This window comes from Variovorax sp. IB41 (genome assembly GCF_016405905.1).
Classification (GTDB): domain Bacteria; phylum Pseudomonadota; class Gammaproteobacteria; order Burkholderiales; family Burkholderiaceae_C; genus Variovorax.
The window spans coordinates 22,284-41,308 of sequence record NZ_JAEFCB010000006.1 but is presented as its reverse complement, the minus strand read 5'-3'; the positions used below and the strand labels follow the sequence as shown (position 1 = coordinate 41,308).

19 protein-coding genes are annotated in these 19,025 nt (G+C 68.6%); 17 read left to right on the top strand and 2 right to left on the bottom strand.

The features are described from left to right. The first annotated feature begins 68 nt into the window (after positions 1-68). From JC881_RS13405 to JC881_RS13390, 4 genes are all read left to right on the top strand, one after another. A complete protein-coding gene (locus JC881_RS13405) occupies positions 69-641 on the top strand; it encodes a sigma-70 family RNA polymerase sigma factor (RefSeq protein ID WP_443083346.1) in 573 nt (190 codons plus the stop codon). After that, entirely contained in the window at positions 638-1,363 is a 726-nt protein-coding gene (locus tag JC881_RS13400; protein WP_198786201.1) for an anti-sigma factor, read from the top strand. Before JC881_RS13405 ends, JC881_RS13400 begins: the two co-directional genes overlap by 4 nt. Before the next feature lie 322 nt (positions 1,364-1,685). Further along, on the top strand, positions 1,686-1,889 hold the full coding sequence (locus JC881_RS13395; protein WP_198786200.1) for a hypothetical protein: 204 nt from the start codon (positions 1,686-1,688) through the stop codon (positions 1,887-1,889). 65 nt (positions 1,890-1,954) lie between these two features. Further along, positions 1,955-2,584, top strand: coding sequence for a 2-hydroxychromene-2-carboxylate isomerase (locus JC881_RS13390; protein ID WP_198786199.1), 630 nt, complete (start codon positions 1,955-1,957; stop codon positions 2,582-2,584). Positions 2,585-2,608: 24 nt separating this feature from the next. On the opposite strand, the gene JC881_RS13385 is transcribed toward JC881_RS13390, so the two are convergent. Then, positions 2,609-3,520: a LysR family transcriptional regulator gene (locus JC881_RS13385; RefSeq protein ID WP_198786198.1), complete on the bottom strand. Its 912-nt coding sequence runs from the start codon at positions 3,518-3,520 to the stop codon at positions 2,609-2,611. Between the two features lie 204 nt (positions 3,521-3,724). Here JC881_RS13385 and JC881_RS13380 point away from each other — a divergent pair, with 204 nt between their 5' ends. From JC881_RS13380 to JC881_RS13330, 11 genes are all read left to right on the top strand, one after another. After that, positions 3,725-4,393: a hydrolase gene (locus JC881_RS13380; RefSeq protein ID WP_233101765.1), complete on the top strand. Its 669-nt coding sequence runs from the start codon at positions 3,725-3,727 to the stop codon at positions 4,391-4,393. A gap of 30 nt (positions 4,394-4,423) precedes the next feature. Next, complete coding sequence (locus JC881_RS13375) at positions 4,424-4,714, top strand: DUF1427 family protein (RefSeq protein ID WP_198786197.1); 291 nt, start codon at positions 4,424-4,426, stop codon at positions 4,712-4,714. A gap of 80 nt (positions 4,715-4,794) precedes the next feature. Then, complete coding sequence (locus tag JC881_RS13370; RefSeq protein ID WP_198786429.1) at positions 4,795-6,693, top strand: amidohydrolase; 1,899 nt, start codon at positions 4,795-4,797, stop codon at positions 6,691-6,693. Between the two features lie 2 nt (positions 6,694-6,695). Then, a complete protein-coding gene (locus tag JC881_RS13365) occupies positions 6,696-7,103 on the top strand; it encodes a DoxX family protein (RefSeq protein WP_198786196.1) in 408 nt (135 codons plus the stop codon). Continuing rightward, the gene (locus tag JC881_RS13360) at positions 7,096-8,676 is read left to right on the top strand and encodes an MFS transporter (protein WP_198786195.1); all 1,581 of its coding nucleotides are present in this window, start codon (positions 7,096-7,098) and stop codon (positions 8,674-8,676) included. The genes JC881_RS13365 and JC881_RS13360 overlap by 8 nt, the downstream gene beginning before the upstream one ends. 63 nt (positions 8,677-8,739) lie before the next feature. Beyond that, positions 8,740-9,651, top strand: coding sequence for a diaminopimelate epimerase (gene dapF, locus JC881_RS13355; protein WP_198786194.1), 912 nt, complete (start codon positions 8,740-8,742; stop codon positions 9,649-9,651). After that, on the top strand, positions 9,648-10,343 hold the full coding sequence (locus JC881_RS13350) for a DUF484 family protein (RefSeq protein ID WP_198786193.1): 696 nt from the start codon (positions 9,648-9,650) through the stop codon (positions 10,341-10,343). Before dapF ends, JC881_RS13350 begins: the two co-directional genes overlap by 4 nt. After that, entirely contained in the window at positions 10,340-10,987 is a 648-nt protein-coding gene (locus JC881_RS13345; RefSeq protein WP_198786192.1) for a YdcF family protein, read from the top strand. Before JC881_RS13350 ends, JC881_RS13345 begins: the two co-directional genes overlap by 4 nt. Continuing rightward, positions 10,962-11,927 carry a tyrosine recombinase XerC gene (locus JC881_RS13340; protein ID WP_198786191.1) on the top strand — a complete coding sequence of 322 codons (966 nt, stop codon included), beginning with the start codon at positions 10,962-10,964 and terminating at the stop codon, positions 11,925-11,927. The genes JC881_RS13345 and JC881_RS13340 overlap by 26 nt, the downstream gene beginning before the upstream one ends. 12 nt (positions 11,928-11,939) lie before the next feature. After that, positions 11,940-13,160: a class I SAM-dependent rRNA methyltransferase gene (locus JC881_RS13335; RefSeq protein ID WP_198786190.1), complete on the top strand. Its 1,221-nt coding sequence runs from the start codon at positions 11,940-11,942 to the stop codon at positions 13,158-13,160. A gap of 83 nt (positions 13,161-13,243) precedes the next feature. After that, positions 13,244-14,302 carry a CobW family GTP-binding protein gene (locus JC881_RS13330; RefSeq protein WP_198786189.1) on the top strand — a complete coding sequence of 353 codons (1,059 nt, stop codon included), beginning with the start codon at positions 13,244-13,246 and terminating at the stop codon, positions 14,300-14,302. An 86-nt stretch (positions 14,303-14,388) separates the two neighbouring features. Here the strand turns inward: JC881_RS13330 and JC881_RS13325 are convergent, their stop codons facing one another. Next, positions 14,389-15,894, bottom strand: a complete 1,506-nt coding sequence (locus JC881_RS13325; RefSeq protein WP_233101764.1) for a YdgA family protein — start codon at positions 15,892-15,894, stop codon at positions 14,389-14,391. Positions 15,895-16,273: 379 nt separating this feature from the next. Here JC881_RS13325 and dksA point away from each other — a divergent pair, with 379 nt between their 5' ends. Together dksA and JC881_RS13315 are read left to right on the top strand one after the other, a co-directional pair. After that, positions 16,274-17,251 carry an RNA polymerase-binding protein DksA gene (dksA, locus tag JC881_RS32710; protein WP_332875241.1) on the top strand — a complete coding sequence of 326 codons (978 nt, stop codon included), beginning with the start codon at positions 16,274-16,276 and terminating at the stop codon, positions 17,249-17,251. 48 nt (positions 17,252-17,299) lie between these two features. After that, entirely contained in the window at positions 17,300-18,973 is a 1,674-nt protein-coding gene (locus tag JC881_RS13315) for an STAS domain-containing protein (protein ID WP_198786187.1), read from the top strand. The last annotated feature ends 52 nt before the right edge of the window (positions 18,974-19,025 follow it).

The following is a 19,025-nucleotide window of genomic DNA, read 5'->3' as shown; positions in this document are numbered from 1 at the left end:
GGGGGTGAATCTGCGGCGGCGTGTGCCGGTGCCACTACGATGGCGCCATTCACCACCCGCCGCCGACCTTGCCTCCCGCTCCATCCACCGCCCCCTTCGACTACGACGCCGCGCTCATGGCCTGCGCCCGCGGCGACCGTCAGGCGTTGCAGCAGCTCTACCAGCGTGAAAGCCGGTACCTGATGGGCGTGGCGCTGCGCATCGTGCGCCAGCGCCAGCAGGCCGAGGACGTGCTGCACGATGCCTTCATCAGCATCTGGCAGCGCGCGGCGAGCTTCAACCCCGCGCTCGGCGAAGGCCGGGGCTGGGTCTACAGCGTGGTGCGCCACGCGGCGCTGAACATGGTGCGCAGCGGCGCGCGGCAGGTGAGCCTGGACGAAGACGCAGCCGTTGCGGTCGACGACCAGGCCTCGCTCGCGGCGTATGCGGCGGCGGGCGATCCGTTCGAGCTGCGCGCGGACCTCGGCCGGCTGCACGGCTGCCTCTCGGGGCTGGAGCCGGCGCGGCGCGACTGCATCCTCTATGCGTACGTCGAAGGCTGCTCGCATGGCGAAATCGCCGAGCGGCTGCAGACGCCGCTGGGCACCGTGAAGGCCTGGATCCAGCGCGGCATGCGCGCGCTGCGGGAGTGCATGGGATGAGCACCGCTGAAGACAAAGACATCAACGACATCGACGGGCTCGCGGGCGAGTACGTGCTGGGCACGCTCTCGGCCACCGCGCGCGCGGCGGTCGAGGCGCGCCTGCGCAGCGAACCGGCGCTGCAAGAAGCCGTGCGTGTGTGGGAGGCGCGGCTGCAGCCGCTCACGGCACTCGCCGAACCGGCGGAGCCGTCGCCGTCGCTGTGGACGCGCATCGAGCGCAGCGTCGATGGGCTGGGCAAGGCGTCGAAGGCGCAAGCCGCGGGCGCGATCAGTTGGTGGAACAACCTCAAGCTCTGGCGCGGGCTGGCCGCGGGCGGCTTCGCCACGGCGGCGCTGCTGCTCGCTGTGGTGGTCACGCGCGTCGCGGCACCGCCCGCCACGCAGTACATGGTGGTGCTGGTCGCGCCCGAGAACAAATCGCCCGGCTGGGTGATCCAGGCCAACTCGTCGCGGCAGCTCAACCTCGTGCCGCTGGGCACCTTCGAGGTGCCGCCGCAGAAGACGCTGCAGTTCTGGACCAAGGCCGACCAGTGGCGCGGGCCGGTGTCGCTCGGCCTCGTGAAGCAGCAGGGCCAGACGCTGCGCATCCCCATCGACAAGCTGCCGCCGCTGGAGCCCAACCAGCTCTTCGAGCTCACGCTGGAGCCCGAGAACGGCTCGCCGATCGACCGGCCGACGGGGCCAATCCAGTTCATCGGGCGCGCGGTCAAGGTGATGTAGGGCGAAGTCCGATTCGGCGCGAAAAGCCAGTTTGCAACTGGCTTGCAATTGAGGCGCGCAAGCTGCGAAGAATTTAACGGCGCGGCGCCGATCGACCGGCGGGCGCAGGCGGTTGCGAGCCATCGGCGCACAGATACTGGAAGCGACGTCACAAGCAGCCCCATGGACATCGCCTCGCAGTCTTCGCATCGCGTGCGTTCATGGTTTTTTCGATTCCCGGATCGCCCGAATCCCTCCCATGACCGACACACCGAAACCACAGCCTTCGAAGGCACAAGTTCCCGCCCTCACCACCTCCACGACCCCCTCCGACACGAACGAAATGACCGTGCGCAGGCTGGCCGCCAAGCTGCAGTCGCAGCAGGTCGCGCACCAGGCGCAGGTCGCGGTGCTCACCAAGAAACTCGATGAATGCAGGGATCGCTACGCGCGGCAAGGCGCGCTGCTGTCCAACCAGATCGCCACGATCCTGGAGCGCATCGATGCCATCAGGCGGTCGCTGCCGCCATCCGGCAGGCCCGGCTGAGCGGGCGGATCGCATCGCCGCGAAGGGGGTGGCGGTGCGGCCATGAGGCTGAAGATAATCGGGCCATGATCGCCCTCGACTGCTACTACAGCCTCTCTTCCCCCTGGGCCTACCTCGGTGGCCCGCAACTGCAAGACATCGTGCGCCGCCACCATGTGCAGCTCACGCTCAAGCCCTACGACTTTCAGGCCGTGGTGCCGCAGACCGGCGGCATTCCGCTGAAGACGCGCCCCGAGCCGCGCCGCACGTACCACGCGCTCGAACTCGCGCGCTGGAGCGAGTACCTCGGCATGCCGATGAACCTCGCGCCCGCGCACTACCCCAAGGGCGCGCCCACCGATCCGAACTGGAACAAGTACGCCGGCTGGATGGTGATCGCCGCGCAGCTGCAGGGGCTCGATGCGCAGCCGCTCTCGCACGCGCTGCTGCGCGCGCTCTGGGCCGAGGAGCGCGACACCTCGCAGGCCGAAGTGCGCATCGCGGTCGCCGACGAGAACGGCTACGACGGCGCCTCGCTGCAGGCGCTGGAGCAGGGCGCCGAGACGCTGGCGGTGTACCGCGCGAACAGCGCGGAGGCGGTGGAGGCGGGCGTGTTCGGCGCGCCGACGTTCATCCTCAATGGCGAGCGCTTCTGGGGGCAGGACCGGTTGGCGTTTCTCGACCGGGCGCTGGACAAGCTGCGCGCCGGCCGTTGAGCGCCGGGCCCCCGCTTCACGCTTTCAGAGAAACGACCGCGGCAACAGCGCCGGCACCAGGGTGCGGTTCATCCGCTCGCGCCACCAGCGCAGCGCCTGCCCCTTCGCGCCGGTCTTCCACGCGAGCCAGAACGCCTCGGGCGCGCGCGGCTCCTCGGTGGGGAGCTCCACCAGCGTGCCGCGCTTGAGCTCGTTCGCGATGCACGCGCGCGGCAGAAACCCGTGGCCCAGGCCCGCCACCTGGCAGGCCACTTTCGCGGCCATCGACGGCACGGTGATGCGCGGCTGGCCCGCGAGGAGGCCCACGGTGCGGTCCGACAGCGTGCGGGCGCTGTCGCCCACCACGATGGCGTTGCAGTCGAGCAGGTCGCCGCGCTGCAGCGGGCGCGCCAGGCGCGTGAGCGGGTGTGTGGCGGCCACGCAGAACGCGAACGCCAGGCTCCCCACGGTCACGGCCTGGTAGCCGCCGCCGGCGGGCCCCTCGCCCGCGGCGATGACGATGTCGGCGCGCCCCTCGCGCAGCGCCTCCCAGCTGCCGGTGAGGGCCTCGCAGCCCACGCGCAGCCGCGTGCCGCAGCGCAGGTCCTCGAAGGCGCGGATGTCGTCGATGAGCGCCTCGGTCGGAATGATCGAGTCGTGCACCAGGCGCAGCTCCGATTCGTACCCGGTGGCGATCTGCCGCATGCGCGATTCCAGGTCGCTCGCGGCACTCAGCAGCCAGCGGCCTTCTTTCAGCATTTCCTCGCCGACGGGGGTGAGCGTCACGCGCGGGCCGTTGCGCTCGAACAGCAGCATGCCCAACTGCTCCTCGAGCTTGCCGACCGCGTACGAGATGGTGGAGGGCACCTTGTTCAGGCGCGTGGCGGCGGCGGCGAAGGAGCCGTGGCGCGCGATGGCGTCGACGACCTCGATGGCTTCCAGGCTGAGTTTGAGCACGCGGCGGTCCTTGGGGAAAAGAAGCGGGAAAGAGGGCGGGAAAGGGGGTGGAAGCCGATGATCGAAAACTTCGATCGTCAAGGCTGAAAATTTTCGTCAATGCCCGGGGTCCGGGCCACGATGATTCAGCCCATGCCTAGGAGATTCGCTCCGAAAGCGATTGTGAAACGAATCGATCATCCATTCAACCCCGAGGAGCCTTTCATGTCCATCCAAGCCATCAGCCCCGTCGCCACCGCCACCGCGGGTTCCAAGCTGCTCACCCCCGCCGACCACACGCTGGTGATGATCGACTTCCAGTCGCAGATGGCCTTCGCCACGCACTCGATCGACGCGGTGAACCTGCGCAACAACGCCGCGCTGGTGGCGCAGGCGGCGGCCGGCTTCAAGGTGTCCACCATCCTCACGACGGTGGCCGAAAAAAGCTTCTCGGGCCCGATGTTCAGCGAGATCACCGACGCCTTCCCGGGCCAGAAGATGCTGGACCGCACCTCGATGAACACCTGGGAAGACGCGGCCGTGATCGAGCGCGTGAACGCCATCGGCAAGCCGCGCATCGTTCTGGCGGGCCTGTGGACCAGCGTGTGCATCGTGGGCCCGGCGCTCTCGGCGCTGGAGCAGGGCTTCGAGGTGTACGTGATCGCCGATGCCTGCGGCGACGTGTCCGCCGAGGCGCACAACCGCGCGATGGACCGCATGGTGCAGGCCGGCGCGCGGCCGATGACCTCGCTGCAGTACCTGCTGGAGCTGCAGCGCGACTGGGCACGCGGCGACACCTACGAGCTCACGACCGGCATCGCGAAGAAGGTGGGCGGCGCCTACGGCATCGGCATCAACTACGCAAAGAGCATGTTCGGCGCCCACGAAGGCTGAGCGGACGAAGAACGAAAGAGAGCGCCGGCCATGAAGCCTTATGTCGTCTCCCTTGCGCTGGGCCTGCTGGTCGGCGTGATCTACGCGCTCTTCCAGGTGCGCTCGCCGGCGCCGCCGGTGATCGCCCTGGTGGGCCTCTTGGGCATCCTGCTCGGCGAGCAGCTGCCGCCGCTGGTGCGGCAGGTGCTGGACCGTCCGGCGGCCACCTCGTGGCTGCACCACCAGGTCAAGCCGCACGTGTTCGGCGAGCTGCCCCAATGCGTGAAGCCCGAGGCGGTGAAGACTGCCGCGAGCCGCCCGTCCGAGAGGAGCGACGCATGAGCGCCGCCGATCCGCAACGCCGCCACTTCGTGGGCGCCCTCGGCGCCTTCGCCGCCACCTCACTCCTACCTGCATCGACCATGGCCGACACCCTGAATTCGACCCCCGACCTCATCCTGCACAACGGCCGCTTCACCACGCTGGACCGCGCCAACCCCACGGCCGACGCAGTGGCGATCAAGGACGGGCGCTTCACCCGTGTGGGCCGCGCCGAGGAGGTGATGGCGCTCGCAGGCAGCCGCACCCGCGTCATCGACCTCAAGGGCAAGCGCGTGCTGCCGGGCCTCATCGACAACCACCTGCACATCATTCGCGGCGGCCTGAACTACAACATGGAGCTGCGCTGGGACGGCGTGCGGAGCCTGGCCGATGCGATGTCGATGCTGCGGCGGCAGGTGGCGATCACGCCCGCGCCGCAGTGGGTGCGGGTGGTGGGCGGCTTCACCGAGCACCAGTTCGCAGAGAAGCGCCTGCCCACCATCGCCGAGCTGAACGCGGTGGCGCCCGATACGCCCGTGTTCATCCTGCACCTGTACGACCGCGCGCTGCTCAACGGCGCCGCGCTGCGCGCCGTGGGCTATACCAAGGACACGCCCGCGCCGCCCGGCGGCGAGATCGTGCGCGACAGCGCCGGCAACCCCACGGGCCTGCTGCTGGCCAAGCCGAACGCGGCCATCCTCTACGCGACGCTCGCCAAGGGGCCGAAGCTGCCGTTCGACTACCAGCTCAATTCGACGCGCCATTTCATGCGCGAGCTCAACCGCCTGGGCGTGACCGGCGCCATCGACGCGGGCGGCGGCAACCAGAATTTCCCCGACGACTACGAAGTGATCCGGAAGCTCCACGACGAGGGCCAGCTCACCATTCGCCTGGCCTACAACCTCTTCACGCAGAAGCCCAAGGCCGAGAAGGAAGACTTCCTCAACTGGACGGCGAACTCGACGTACAAGCAGGGCGACGACTACTTCCGCCACAACGGCGCGGGCGAGATGCTGGTGTTCTCGGCCGCGGACTTCGAGGACTTCCGCCAGCCGCGCCCGGACATGGCGCCCGAGATGGAGGGCGATCTCGAAGGCGTGGTGCGCATCCTGGCCCAGAACCGCTGGCCCTGGCGCATGCACGCGACCTACGACGAGACCATCAGCCGCTCGCTCGATGTGTTCGAGAAGGTGAACAAGGACACGCCGCTCGCGGGCCTGAACTGGTTCTTCGACCACGCCGAGACCATCTCCGAGAAGTCGATGGACCGCATCGCCGCGCTGGGCGGCGGCGTGGCGGTGCAGCACCGCATGGCCTACCAGGGCGAGTACTTCGTGGAGCGCTATGGCGCCGGCGCGGCCGAGGCCACGCCGCCGGTCAAGCGCATGCTCGAGCGCGGCCTGAAGGTCTCGGCCGGCACCGACGCGACGCGCGTGGCCTCGTACAACCCGTGGGTGTCGCTCGCGTGGCTGGTCACGGGCAAGACGGTGGGCGGCATGCAGCTCTATCCGCAGCGCAATTGCCTGGACCGCGAAGGCGCGCTTCGCATGTGGACCGAGAACGTCACCTGGTTCTCGAACGAGGAGGGCAAGAAGGGCCGCATCCAGGCCGGCCAGCTCGCCGACCTGGTGGTGCCCGACCGCGACTATTTCGCGTGCGCCGAATCGGAGATCGCCGACACGACGGCGCTGCTCACGATGGTGGGCGGCAAGGTGGCCTACGGTGTGGGCCCGTTCGCCGCGCACGACGAAGGCGCGCCGCCGCCGGCCATGCCCGACTGGTCGCCCGTGCGCACCTTCGGCGGCTATGCGGGCTGGGCCGACACGGCCGAAGGCGCACCGCTGCAGAAGGTGATGCGCAACGCCGCCATGTCGTGCGCCTGCGCCAACGACTGCAATGTGCACGGCCACCAGCACGCGACGGCCTGGAGCAGCAAGCTGCCCATCGCCGACCTGAAGAGCTTCTGGGGCGCGCTGGGTTGCGCCTGCTGGGCGGTGTGATCATGAAGACGATGCACTGGACCCTTTCACCCGCCGTGCGCTGGGTTGCCTTGCTGCTGCTCTGCGCGGCCTACCTGCAGGGCGGGCTGAACAAGGCGATGGATTTCGGCGCTGCCATCGGCGAGATGAACCACTTCGGCCTGTCGCCGGCCGCGCCGTTCGCCGCTGCGGTGATCGCGCTGGAGCTGGGCGCCGCGGCGCTCATACTCACCGGCTTCTGGCGCTGGCTCGGCGCGCTGGCGCTCGGGGCCTTCACGCTGATGGCGACCTTCGTGGCGCTGCGTTTCTGGGAGTTGCCGGTGGGGCAGGAGCGCTTCATGGCGGCCAACTCCTTCTTCGAACACCTGGGCCTGGTCGGCGGCTTTGTGCTCGTCGCCTGGCTCGACCTGAAAGAGCGTGCCCATGTCTGAACCCCAAAAAGCCGCCGGCGCCTTCGCGCCGCTGCGCCAGCCGGTCTTCGCCGTGCTGTGGGCCGCCACCGTGCTCGGCAACATCGGCAGCTTCATGCGCGACGTGGCCAGTTCGTGGCTGGTGACCGACCTCTCGGCGAGCCCGACGGCGGTGGCGCTGATCCAGACTGCGGCCACGCTGCCGATCTTCCTGCTGGCGATTCCGGCGGGGGTGCTCTCGGACATCCTCGACCGGCGGCGCTTTCTCATCTTCGTGCAGGTGATGCTGGCGGCCGTGAGCGGCACGCTGCTCGTGCTCTCGCAGAACGGCGCGCTCACGGTGGAGTACCTGGTCGCGCTCACCTTCGTGGGCGGCATCGGCGCGGCGTTGATGGGGCCGACCTGGCAGTCGATCGTGCCGGAGCTGGTGCCGCGCGGCGACCTCAAAAACGCGGTGGCGCTGAACTCGCTGGGCATCAACATCTCGCGCGCCATCGGGCCGGCGGCCGGCGGGCTGATCCTGGCGAGCTTCGGCGCGGCGGCCACCTACGGCCTGGATGTGCTGAGCTATGTGTTCGTGATCGCGGCGCTCCTGTGGTGGAAGCGGCCGGCGGCGGTGGACAGCGGTCTCTCCGAAAACTTTCTCGGCGCCTTCCGCGCGGGCATTCGCTACACGCGGGCCAGCAAGGAGTTGCACGTGGTGCTGCTGCGCGCGGCGGTGTTCTTCCTCTTCGCAAGCTCGGTGTGGGCGCTGCTGCCGCTGGTGGCGCGCCAGATGCTCGGCGGCACGGCGAGCTTCTACGGCATCCTGCTCGGTGCGGTGGGCGCGGGCGCCATCGGCGGTGCGCTGGTGATGCCGCGGCTGCGCGCGCGGCTCGACGCCGACGGCATGCTGCTCCTGGCGGCGCTCTTGACCGCGGGCGTGATGGGCGCGCTGGTCTTCGCGCCGCCGCAGTGGCTGGCGGTGGCCTTGCTGCTGCTCCTCGGGCTGGGCTGGATCATCGCGCTCACCACGCTCAACGGGGTGGCGCAGTCGATCCTGCCGAACTGGGTGCGCGGGCGCGGGCTCGCGGTGTACCTCACGGTGTTCAACGGTGCGATGGCGGCCGGAAGCCTGGGCTGGGGGCTCATCGCGCAGCAGATCGGCGTGCCGTTCACGCTGGTGGCGGGCGCGGTGGGGCTGGTGCTGACGGGGCTCGTGTTCCATCGGGTGCGCCTGCCCGCCGGCGAGGCCGACCTGCAGGCCTCCAACCACTGGCCCGAGCCGCTCCTGGCCGAGCCTGTGGCGCACGACCGCGGGCCCGTGATGATCCAGGTCGAGTACCGCATCCGCAAGGAAGACCGGCCCGCGTTCCTGGAGGCGATGAAGAGGCTCTCGCTGGAGCGCCGCCGCGACGGGGCCTACGCCTGGGGCGTGCACGAGCACACGGCCGATGCGGAACGGGTGATGGAGTGGTTCCTGGTGGAATCGTGGGCCGAGCACCTGCGGCAGCACCACCGCGTGTCGCATGCCGATGCCGACCTGCAGGCCGAGGCGCTGCGCTTTCACATCGGGCCCGGGAAGCCCGAGGTGCATCACTTCCTGGCGCTGTAGAGAGTTTGGCGGGTTTACCAGCGTGGGGTCGTCGTCGGCGGTGCCGGTGGCGATAATCCCCCGATGCGAATCCGCTTTACCAAGATGCAGGGAGCCGGCAACGATTTCGTCGTGCTGGACGAAACCCGCGGCACGCTAGGCCTCACGGCCGCGCAGTACCGCTTTTTGGCCGACCGCCACTTCGGCGTCGGCGCCGACCAGATCCTCACCGTGCGGCCCCCACCCAAGGACGCGGCAGAAGACATCGACTTCCAGTACGTGATCCACAACGCCGACGGCGGCGAGGTCGAGCAGTGCGGCAACGGCGCGCGCTGCTTCATGCGCTTCGTCAAGGAGCACAAGCTCACCGACAAGAACGAAGTGCGCGTGCTGACACTGGCCGGCGTGATCGCGCCGCGCATGGGCGCCGACGGCCGCGTGACGGTCGACATGGGCGCCCCCATCTTCGAGGCCGCGCGCGTGCCCTTCGACACCGCGGGGCTCGATGCGCAGCCCGACGGTTCGTGGGAAAAGTGGCACCTCGCGCTGGGCACCCGCGCCGGCAGCGCCATCGTTTCGGTCGCGGTGCTCTCGATGGGCAACCCGCACGCGGTGCAGGTGGTGGACGACGTCGACACCGCCCCGGTGACCGAGCAGGGCCCGCAGATCGAGCACCACCCGCGCTTTCCGCAGCGGGTGAACGCGGGCTTCATGCAGGTGGTGGACCGCACGCACATCAGGCTGCGTGTGTTCGAGCGCGGCGCCGGCGAAACGCTGGCCTGCGGCACGGGCGCCTGCGCGGCGGTGGTGGCGGGCATCCGGCTCGGGCTGCTGGATCAGCGCGTCGACGTGCAGACGCACGGCGGCATCCTCACGATCGAATGGCAGGGCGAGGGCCAGCCGGTGCTCATGACGGGCCCGGCCACGACGGTGTTCGAGGGCGACATCGAAGTACCCGACGTGCCCGACGTACCAGACATTGCGGAACAACCATGACCCATCCCACCCACGACAACGACGCCATGAACCCGATCACCGAAGACGACATCGCCAATTACCTGGCGAACACGCCCGACTTCTTCGAGCGCCATGCCCAGTTGCTCGCGCAGGTGCAGCTCACCAGCCCGCACGGCAACCGCGCCGTGAGCCTGCAGGAGCGCCAGGCCGAGATGCTGCGCGAGAAGATCAAGGCGCTGGAGCATCGCCTGATGGACATGGTGCGCCACGGCACCGAGAACGTCGTCATCGCCGACCGCCTGCAGCGCTGGACCAATGGCCTCCTGACCACGCGCGATCCGCGCAGCCTGCCGTACCGCATCGCGGTCGATCTGCAGTCGCTGTTCCTGGTGCCGCAGACGGCCATCAAGGTGTGGGACTGCACGAGCGACTACCTGAACGAAGCCTATGCCCAGTGGGTGAGCGACGACGTGAAGGCGCTGGCCACCTCGCTCACCTCGCCGTACTGCGGCCTGAACTCGGGCTTCGAGGCGGCCAACTGGCTGCCCGAGCCGCAGGCGGCCATGTCGATCGCGCTGATTCCGCTGCGCGCCGATGCCGAATCGCCGGCCTTCGGCCTGCTGGTGCTGGCATCGCCCGACGCGCAGCGCTTCAACGCCGAGATGGGCACCGACTTTCTCGAGCGCATCGCCGAGCTGGCCTCGGGCGGCCTCTCGCGGCTGCGTCCTTGATTCGCCCGCGCTGGCTGCGGCGGCCCTGGCAGGCCGCGCTTTTCGGTGCGCTGCTGGCCGTGGCGGTCGCGACCGGGGTGGCCTACGTGGCCATCGGCGTGCTGATCTGGTGGCATGGCGAAGCGGTGCTTGCGCATGCGCCCCAGCGCCCGGCCGACGCCGCGCTGGTGCTCGGAAGCCGCGCCTTTCTCGACGGCAAGCCGCATCCCTGCCTCACCGGGCGGGTCGATACCGCGCTCGCGCTGGCGCAGGCCGGGCTGGTGAAGCAGTTCGTGTTCTCCGGCGGCGTGGATTCCGAGGACGGCCGCACCGAGGCCTTCGTGATGCAGCAGCACGCGCAGGCGGCGGGCTTCGCGGGGCCGATGGTGCTGGAGTCGGCATCGACCTCCACGCGGCTCAATCTCTCGCTCTCGCGGCCGCTGCTGCTGGCGGCGGGGGTGCGTGGCGTGGTGATCGTGTCGGAGCCCTATCACCTCTGGCGCATCGAGCGGCTGGTGCGCATGAGCGGTTTCGACCAGAGCTTCGACGTGCAGTACGCCGGGGCGGCCACCTCGTGCTGGCGCGCGCTCGGCCCGTTGTCCAAGGGCGCATTGCGCGAGCCCGCGGCGATCGTGAACAATGCCTTCCGTGGCCTCCTCTTCTGAATCCCATGGGGATCCGGCCTCCGCGGGCTGGATCGACAAGTACCTCGCGCATGTGCGCGTGGAGCGCCGGCTCGCGGCACGCACGGTCGAGCTCTACGCTTTTCACCTGCAGGCGCTGAAGGAAAACGCGGCCGAGGCCAACTTGCCGCTGGACCGCGTGCAGACCGCCCACATCCGCCGCTGGATGGCGAAACTGCACAGCGCCGGCCGCGAGCCGCGCGGCATCGCGCTGGTGCTGTCGTGCTGGCGCAGCTTCTACCGCTGGCTCGGGAATGAAGGCCTGATTGGCTTCAACCCGGTGCAGGACGTGCACGCGCCCAAGGCCGGCCGCCCGCTGCCCAAGGCGCTGGGCGTGGACGACGCGGTGCAACTGGCCGAGCTGCACGACGAAGACGCCGACCCGTGGACCGAGGCGCGCGACCGCGCCATCGTCGAGCTGCTCTACGGCTGCGGCCTGCGCGTGAGCGAGCTCACGGGGCTCGATGCGCAGGCGAGCAACACGGCGCTCGGCTGGGTCGATCTCGATGCGAAGGAAGCCAACGTGCTCGGCAAGGGCAGCAAGCGGCGCATCGTGCCGGTGGGCGGCAAGGCGGCCGAGGCGCTGCAGGAATGGCTTGACGTGCGCGGCGACCGGCCCGCGCCCGCGCTCTTCATCAGCGCCAAGGGCGCGCGGATGTCGTCGCATGCGGTGTGGAAGCTCTTGCGCGAACGCAGCCTGAAGGCGGGGCTCGCCGCGCCTGTGCATCCGCACATGCTGCGGCACTCGTTCGCGAGCCACGTGCTGCAATCGAGCAGCGACCTGCGCGCGGTGCAGGAACTGCTGGGGCACGCGAGCATCGCGACCACGCAGATCTATACGCGGCTGGATTTCCAGCATCTGGCGAAGGTCTATGACGCCGCGCATCCGCGCGCGAAGGCCCGGACCGACAAAGACAAGTAAGCAAGTCAAAAAATGAAAACACTCCGTCTCAAACCCGGCAAAGAGCGCTCGATGCAGCGCCGCCATCCCTGGGTCTTCGAATCCGCCATCGCGCGCGGCGGCGCCGACTCGGGCGAGACGGTGCGCGTGGAATCCCACGACGGCGCGTTCCTCGCGTGGGCGGCGTTCAGCCCGATCTCCAAGATCCGCGCGCGGGCCTGGAGCTTTGTCGAGACGCAGCGCATCGACGCGGCGTTTCTCGCGTCGGTGTGCGAACGCGCCGTGCGCGCGCGGGGCCTCTTCGACCTGCAGAGCGACGGCGTGCGGCTGGTGCATGGCGAGGCCGATGGGCTGCCGGGGCTGATCGTCGACCGCTACGGCGACACGCTGGTTGCGCAGTTCCTCTCGGCCGGCGTCGAGCGCTGGAAGGACGTGCTGGCCGATGCGCTGCTCAAGGCCACGGGCCTCGCGAAACTCTATGAGCGCTCCGACGCGAGCGGCCGCGAGCGCGAAGGGCTCAAGCCCGTCACGGGCTGGCTGCGCGGGGAGGGCGCCACCGCGATCACGATTCGCGAGCACGACTGGCAACTGTCGCTCGACATCGCGACCGGCCACAAGACCGGCTTCTACCTCGACCAGCGCGACAGCCGCCAGCGTTTTGCGGAGCTCGCCAAGCACCGCCGTTTCCGCCGCGTGCTCAACTGCTTTTGCTACACGGGCGGCTTCACCGTCGCGGCGCTCGCGGGGCTGAAGGCCGCGGGCGCGCTCGAAGGTGCCGAGCTGGTGTCGGTCGATTCGTCGCAGCCGGCGCTGAATTTCGCGCGCGCCAACATCGCGCTCAATGGCTTCGGCGGCGAGGGTTCGGGCGTGAAGACCGAGTTTCTCGACGCCAACGTGAACACCGTGCTGCGCGAGTTCATCGACCAGGGCCGCACCTTCGACGCGATCGTGCTCGACCCGCCGAAATTCGCGCCCACGGCGGCGCATGCCGAGCGCGCCGCGCGCGCCTACAAGGACATCAACCGCCTCGCGCTCAAGATCCTGGAGCCGGGCGGCGTGCTGCTGACGTTCTCGTGCTCGGGCGGCATCGGCGCCGACCTGTTCCACAAGATCGTGGCCTCGGCGGGGCTGGATGCCAACGTAGACGGTTACATCAGCGAACGTCTCGGTGCGGCGCCGGACCATCCGATGACCATCGAATTCCCGGAAGGGGAGTACCTCAAGGGCCTGGTGGTGGTGAGAAAACCCGCTTGACCCCTTCGCCAACGCAACTCAGTGGCATTGGCTAAACTGCCCGCCACCCCCGTTTTTTTCGTTTTTCGCTCGGAGCTTTCCTCATGGCCCTCATTCCCGCGACCATCCTCACCGGCTTTCTCGGCTCGGGCAAAACCACGCTGCTCAAGCGCATCCTGACCGAGGCCCATGGCCAGAAGATCGCGGTCATCGAGAACGAGTTCGGCGAAGAGAACATCGACAGCGACATCCTGGTGACCGAATCGAAGGAGCAGATCGTGCAGATGAGCAACGGCTGCGTCTGCTGCACCATCCGCGAAGACCTGCGCGAAGCGCTGCAGATGCTGGCCGCCAAGAAGCGCCAGGGCCTGCTGGATTTCGACCGCGTGGTGATCGAGACCACGGGCCTTGCAGACCCCGGCCCCGTGGCGCAGACCTTCTTCATGGACGACGAGATCGCCGAGAGCTACCTGCTCGATTCGATTCTCACGCTGGTGGACGCCAAGCACGCGCCGCAGCAGCTCAACGACCGCCAGGAAGCGCGCCGCCAGGTGGGCTTTGCCGACCAGATCTTCATCAGCAAGAGCGAGCTGGTGTCGGCCGAGGAGACCGAGGCGCTGATCCATCGCCTGAAGCACATGAACCCGCGCGCGCCGCAGCAGAAGGCGCATTTCGGCGACGTGCCGCTCAAGGACATCTTCGACCTGCGCGGCTTCAACCTGAACGCCAAGCTGGACATCGATCCGGACTTCCTGAAGGAAGACGACCACGGTCATGACCATCACGATCATGACCACGCGCATGGCGAGGCGTGCGACCACCCCTCGCACAAGCACGAAGGCCATGGCCACCACCACCACACCGACGACGACGTCAAGAGCTTCGTCTACAAGGCCGACCGCGCGTTCGACCCGGCCAAGCTGGAAGACTTTCTGGGCGCCATCGTCAACATCTACGGCCCGCGCATGCTGCGCTACAAGGGCGTGCTGAACATGAAGGGCACCGAGCGCAAGGTGATCTTCCAGGGCGTGCACCAGCTGATGGGCAGCGACCTGGGCCCGGAGTGGGGCAAGGACGAGAACCGCCAGAGCCGCATGGTGTTCATCGGCATCGAGTTGCCGCGCGAAATTCTCGAGCAGGGGCTCGAGCAGTGCCTGGTCTGACGACGGCCTGCTGATCCACAAAAAAAGGCGCTGCCCCGCGAGGGTCAGCGCCTTTTTCGTGGCCTTTTCGTGGCTTCGGCCGGGGCTTACTTGCCCAGTTCGGTCAGCGGCTTGCCATTGACCTTCAGGCTGCCTTCGCTGAATTCGATCTGCCCGGTGACATGCTCGCCGTCGCGCTTGACGAAGCCCTTTTCCTCGCCTTGCTCGACCAGGCCCGCCACCATTTCGGGCGGCGGTGTCTGGCCGCTTTCGGCGCCGGTCGCGGCGATCTGCTCGAGCCATTGCACCGGCAGCCGCGCGTTGGCCTTGAGCACGCCGCGCTTCATGAGGAGCGCCATGCCCGGGGCCTGCAGGTCTTCGTCGGTCACGCCGACCATGCCGGCCGTGTAGCTGACTTCGCCGCGCTTGCCGCCGATCTCCACCACCATCTTGTCCAGCCCGAACTCGGGGCTGTACTTGGCCATGGCCTTCAGGTCCGGGGCGAGCTGGTCGGCCAGCGCCTTCATCGCGGCCTGCGTGGCCTTGCTGCTCTTGCCGCAGCCGGCGGCGGCGCTGGACTGCAGGTACGCGTCGGCCAGCTTCTTGTAGCCTGCGGCGTGGATGCGGCGGGCGCCGCTCGCCATCTCGAACTTGTCGATGCTGGTCTCGCCGATCTTGCCCTGGCCCTTGAGGGTGGCGTCGGAGGCGTAGAGGCCGTCCTTGATGCTGGCTTCGCCCGTCAAGTCGATGTTCTGCAGCAGCACCTTCACGGGCTTGTGTGCGCCGGCCGGCGCATCGGCATCGGTGCCGCCCGCCAGGCCCTTGGTGGCGGAGAGCTCGAAGGCTTCCAGGCGCCCTTCGGTCTTGCCGGTGGCCAGGAACCAGCCCGCGCTGTTGTCCATGTCGGCCTTGGCGGTGAGCTTGCCCATCTTCATCTGCACGCCCTTGGCCGCATCGTTGAAGTCCAGGCCTGGCATCGTCATGTCGTAGCGCGCCTTGGTGCGTCCGGCGTTCACCTCGATGTGCGCCTGCGCGCCCTGCCAGGCGAGCTGGCCCTTGCCTTCTTCGGTGAACTTGGCGGGCGCGACCGCCATGTCGATGGCATAGCTGCCGTCGAAGTTGACCTTGGTGAATGCCGTGAGCGGCTTGGCCTTGCCGAAGAGCTTCTCGGCCTCGGCCTGTGCCTTGATGTCGAGCACCAGTTCGCTGTCGATGGTGGCGGCCGCGAGCGTGCCGCCGGCGATCGGGCCGTGGCGGATGGTGTCGCGGATGGTGATGCGCAGCGGCTTGGACGGCTTGGCTTCGGTCTCGTCGCGGTCTTCTTCTTCCTCCGGCTCCTCGCCTTCAGCGGGCTTGGCGGGCGCCTGCGCCACGGCGGGAGCGGTGGCGGCATCGGCCGCGCAGCCGATCTCCAGCGTGACGGTGCTCACTGCGCCGAAGAAGCTTCGCTCGTACTTGCGCTCGGTCACGCGGACCAGCGCGGTCTGCTTGGGCATCTCGTCGAGTGCGGTCTCGTAGATCGAGCGGACCTTCGATCCGGTCCACCAGGTGCTCCCTCCGTAGGCGACGACGATGGCCGCGGCCACGGCTCCCAGAACTGCTTTCTTGCTCAAGGCTTGCTTTCTTTTATCGAATGATCGGATGGGCCCGCGGCGCCCAGGGGCAAGGCGGGCCTCGCGTCACCCCCTCCGGCGACGCCGGCCGATGCTAACGGACGCGAACGTCACGCAGACACATCGCCCGCGTATTCGAGTTCTCTATACAATCGCGCGCCTGTTCCGCAAGGCATACCTCGTTCGATGGACGAGATGTGACTTCCGGCACGGGGCGCCGCACGTTTCTGCAGGGCTTTCGGGGGTATAACCCCGGGGTTCGCAAACCGCGAGCAGCCCGACAACGTGGAGCCCGCGCGGCACGAAAGCTGCGAGTGGCTCCCATGGGAGGAGACACCCAGTGAAAGCGCGTTCCAGTTCGTCCAAGGAGCCAGTCACCGTGAAGAAACCCGCCGCCAAGGCCACGCCAGCATCCAAGCCCGCCGCAAAGAAGGCGCCGGCTGCGAAGGCTGTACCCGCGGCGAAAAAGGTTTCCGCCACCGCGAAAGCGCCTGCTACGAAGGAGAAAAGCGCGTCCAAAAAGCCCGCAGCACCACCGGCCAAGGCCGTTGCCACTGCTGCGACAAAGAAGTCCGTCCAGCCCGCCAAGCCTGCAACCGCAACCAAGACCGCAGGCACGGGTCCATCGTCATCCAAACCCGTCGGCCGCCCTGCTGCCGTTCCTTCCGCTCCCCCGATCCCCATGAAAAAAACGGCTGCCGCCTCCTCTTCCGCCCCGGCGACACCCTCGATGCCCGCTCAAACCGCCACGCCCGCACCCGCCGCGCGTGGGGGCCGTGTGTCCCGGCTGTCGCAACTGACCGTCCCCTCGATGCCGCAGTCCGTGGCGTCGACCGCCGCCAAGTCCAGCTTCTCGCAGGCGCCGTCCACCGCGCTGGTGCCGCCGCCGCCGCTGGCCGTCAAGAAAGACCCCAAGCTCGCGAACAACTGGAAGACCAAGTCGCCCGCCGAGCTGACCGATGCCGAAGTCATCGCGATGCCCGACACCGAGTACATGAACGAAAAGCAGATGGCGTTCTTCCGCCTGAAGCTCGAAGAACTCAAGCGCGGCATCCTGGAGAACGCCGGCGAGACCACCGAGCACCTGCGTGAAGACACGGTGGTCGTGCCCGATCCGGCCGACCGCGCCACCATCGAGGAAGAACACGCCCTCGAACTGCGCACGCGCGACCGCGAACGCAAGCTGCTCAAAAAGATCGAGCAGTCGATTCAGCGCATCGATGGCGGCGACTACGGCTATTGCGACGAGACCGGCGAGCCCATCGGCGTCGGCCGCCTGCTGGCCCGCCCGACCGCCACGCTGTCGCTCGAGGCGCAACAGCGCCGTGAGCTCAAGCAGAAAATGTTCGGGGATTGAACCGGGTCACGGTAGATAAAAACCAGCCCGCTCGATAGTCTTCGCCGAATGCCAAAGGAAGAATCGGGCCGCCTTTTTTCGAAGGTGGCCAAGTTTGTCCGCAATCCGCTCAAGGATTGGTCGGAGCTGGATGCGCCTTCCGCCGCGACGTCGGACTCCTCGCTGCCCGATCAGACCTACAGCCGGGAGATGCTCAAGGAAATGATCGAGCGGCGCCAGCGCAACGACTTCGTGCGCCGGCGCGAGTTCGACATGCTGCGAAAGCTGCGCCAGCGCGAGGCCGCCGCCCACGCCTTCGAGGCAACGGTCACGCCCTCGTCCTTCAACATCAACAGCTCTTCGGAAAAGTCCGAGGGGCGCGCGCTCACGCTCAAGAAGATCGACGAGATCGAAGAGCAGATGTCGCAGCAGTGGTGGAAGGGGCGCGGTCCGAACGGCGAAACGCTGGTCAACCCGCCGCCCGATGCCGGCGCCGAGACGCTGCCGCCCGTGCATGTGGACGACCTGCTCCAGCCGCCTCCCGTGCATCGCGCCGTGGCGGCCGTGGCCCCCGTCGAAGTTGCGGGTGCCACCGCCGGTGTTGCCGGCGCCAGCGGTGCGCCGCCGTTGCTGTCTTCCCGGCTCGCGCACGACGGCGCGATGGAAGAGGCGGTGATCCGCTTCGCGCACGGCGACGATGCCGGCGCCGAGGCCATCCTGTTGCAGGCGCTGGCGTCCGACACCCCGCCGGGCACCGACGCGGAGAACGACGCCGCGGCCGAGCGCGACGACAGCCGCTGGCGCACCCTGTTCGACCTGTACCGCGCGACCGGCGACGCCGCCAAGTTCGCGGCTGCCCGCATGCGCTACGCGTCGCGCATGAAGCGCATGGGCCCCGATTGGGTCTCGCTCGAAGAACTCGCCCGCAGCGTGAAGGCGGTGACCGCCAGCGAAGACGCCGAGCAGGGCAGCGACAGCGGCGCCATGGCCGACTGGAACAGCCCCGCGCGCCTGGCCCGCGACGGGCTGATGAGCCTCACGCGCGCGCTGTCGCAGGCCGGTTCGGTCTGGACGCTGGACTGGCGCTCGCTCACGGCCATCGAGCTGGAAGCCGCTGCGCCGATGCGCGTGCTGCTGACGCACTGGGCCGATTCACCGGTCAAGCTGCGCTTCATCGGCTCCGCGCAACTCCTGGCCGTGCTGGCCGAGGCGGCGCCCAACAACGAGCGCGGCACGGACGACGTCTGGTGGCAGCTGCACCTGGCCGCGCTGCGCGTGATGCACCTGCCCGACGACTTCGAGCTGGTGGCGCTGAACTACTGCATCACCTACGAGGTGTCGCCGCCGTCCTGGCAAGACCCGCAGGGCGAATGCACCGCGCTCGCCGCGCCGCCGCCGAGCAAGGGCAGTTCGGTGTGGTCGCTGCTGTCGAGCGCCGAATCGGAAAGCTTTCCCTCGCACGACACCGGCTTTGCCGCGCTGGCGGGCGATCTGCGGGGCGAATCGCTGTCGTCCTGGCAGCGGCTGGACACGGACCTCCGGCACACCACGGCGCCCGTCATTTCGTGCGCGGCGCTGCTGCGCATGGACCTGGCCGCGGCCGGCACGCTGCTCAGCTGGGTGCGGGCGCGGGACGCCAATGGCGAGCGGGTGCAGTTCGTCGATGCGCACCGGCTGATCGCTGCGCTGTTCGGCCTCGTGGGCATTGCCGATCACGCGACCGTAGCCGTTCGAAAGAACTGAAACCGGCCCTGTTCCGGGGTTGCATTGCCATCGGCCATCCCCAGATGGCTTC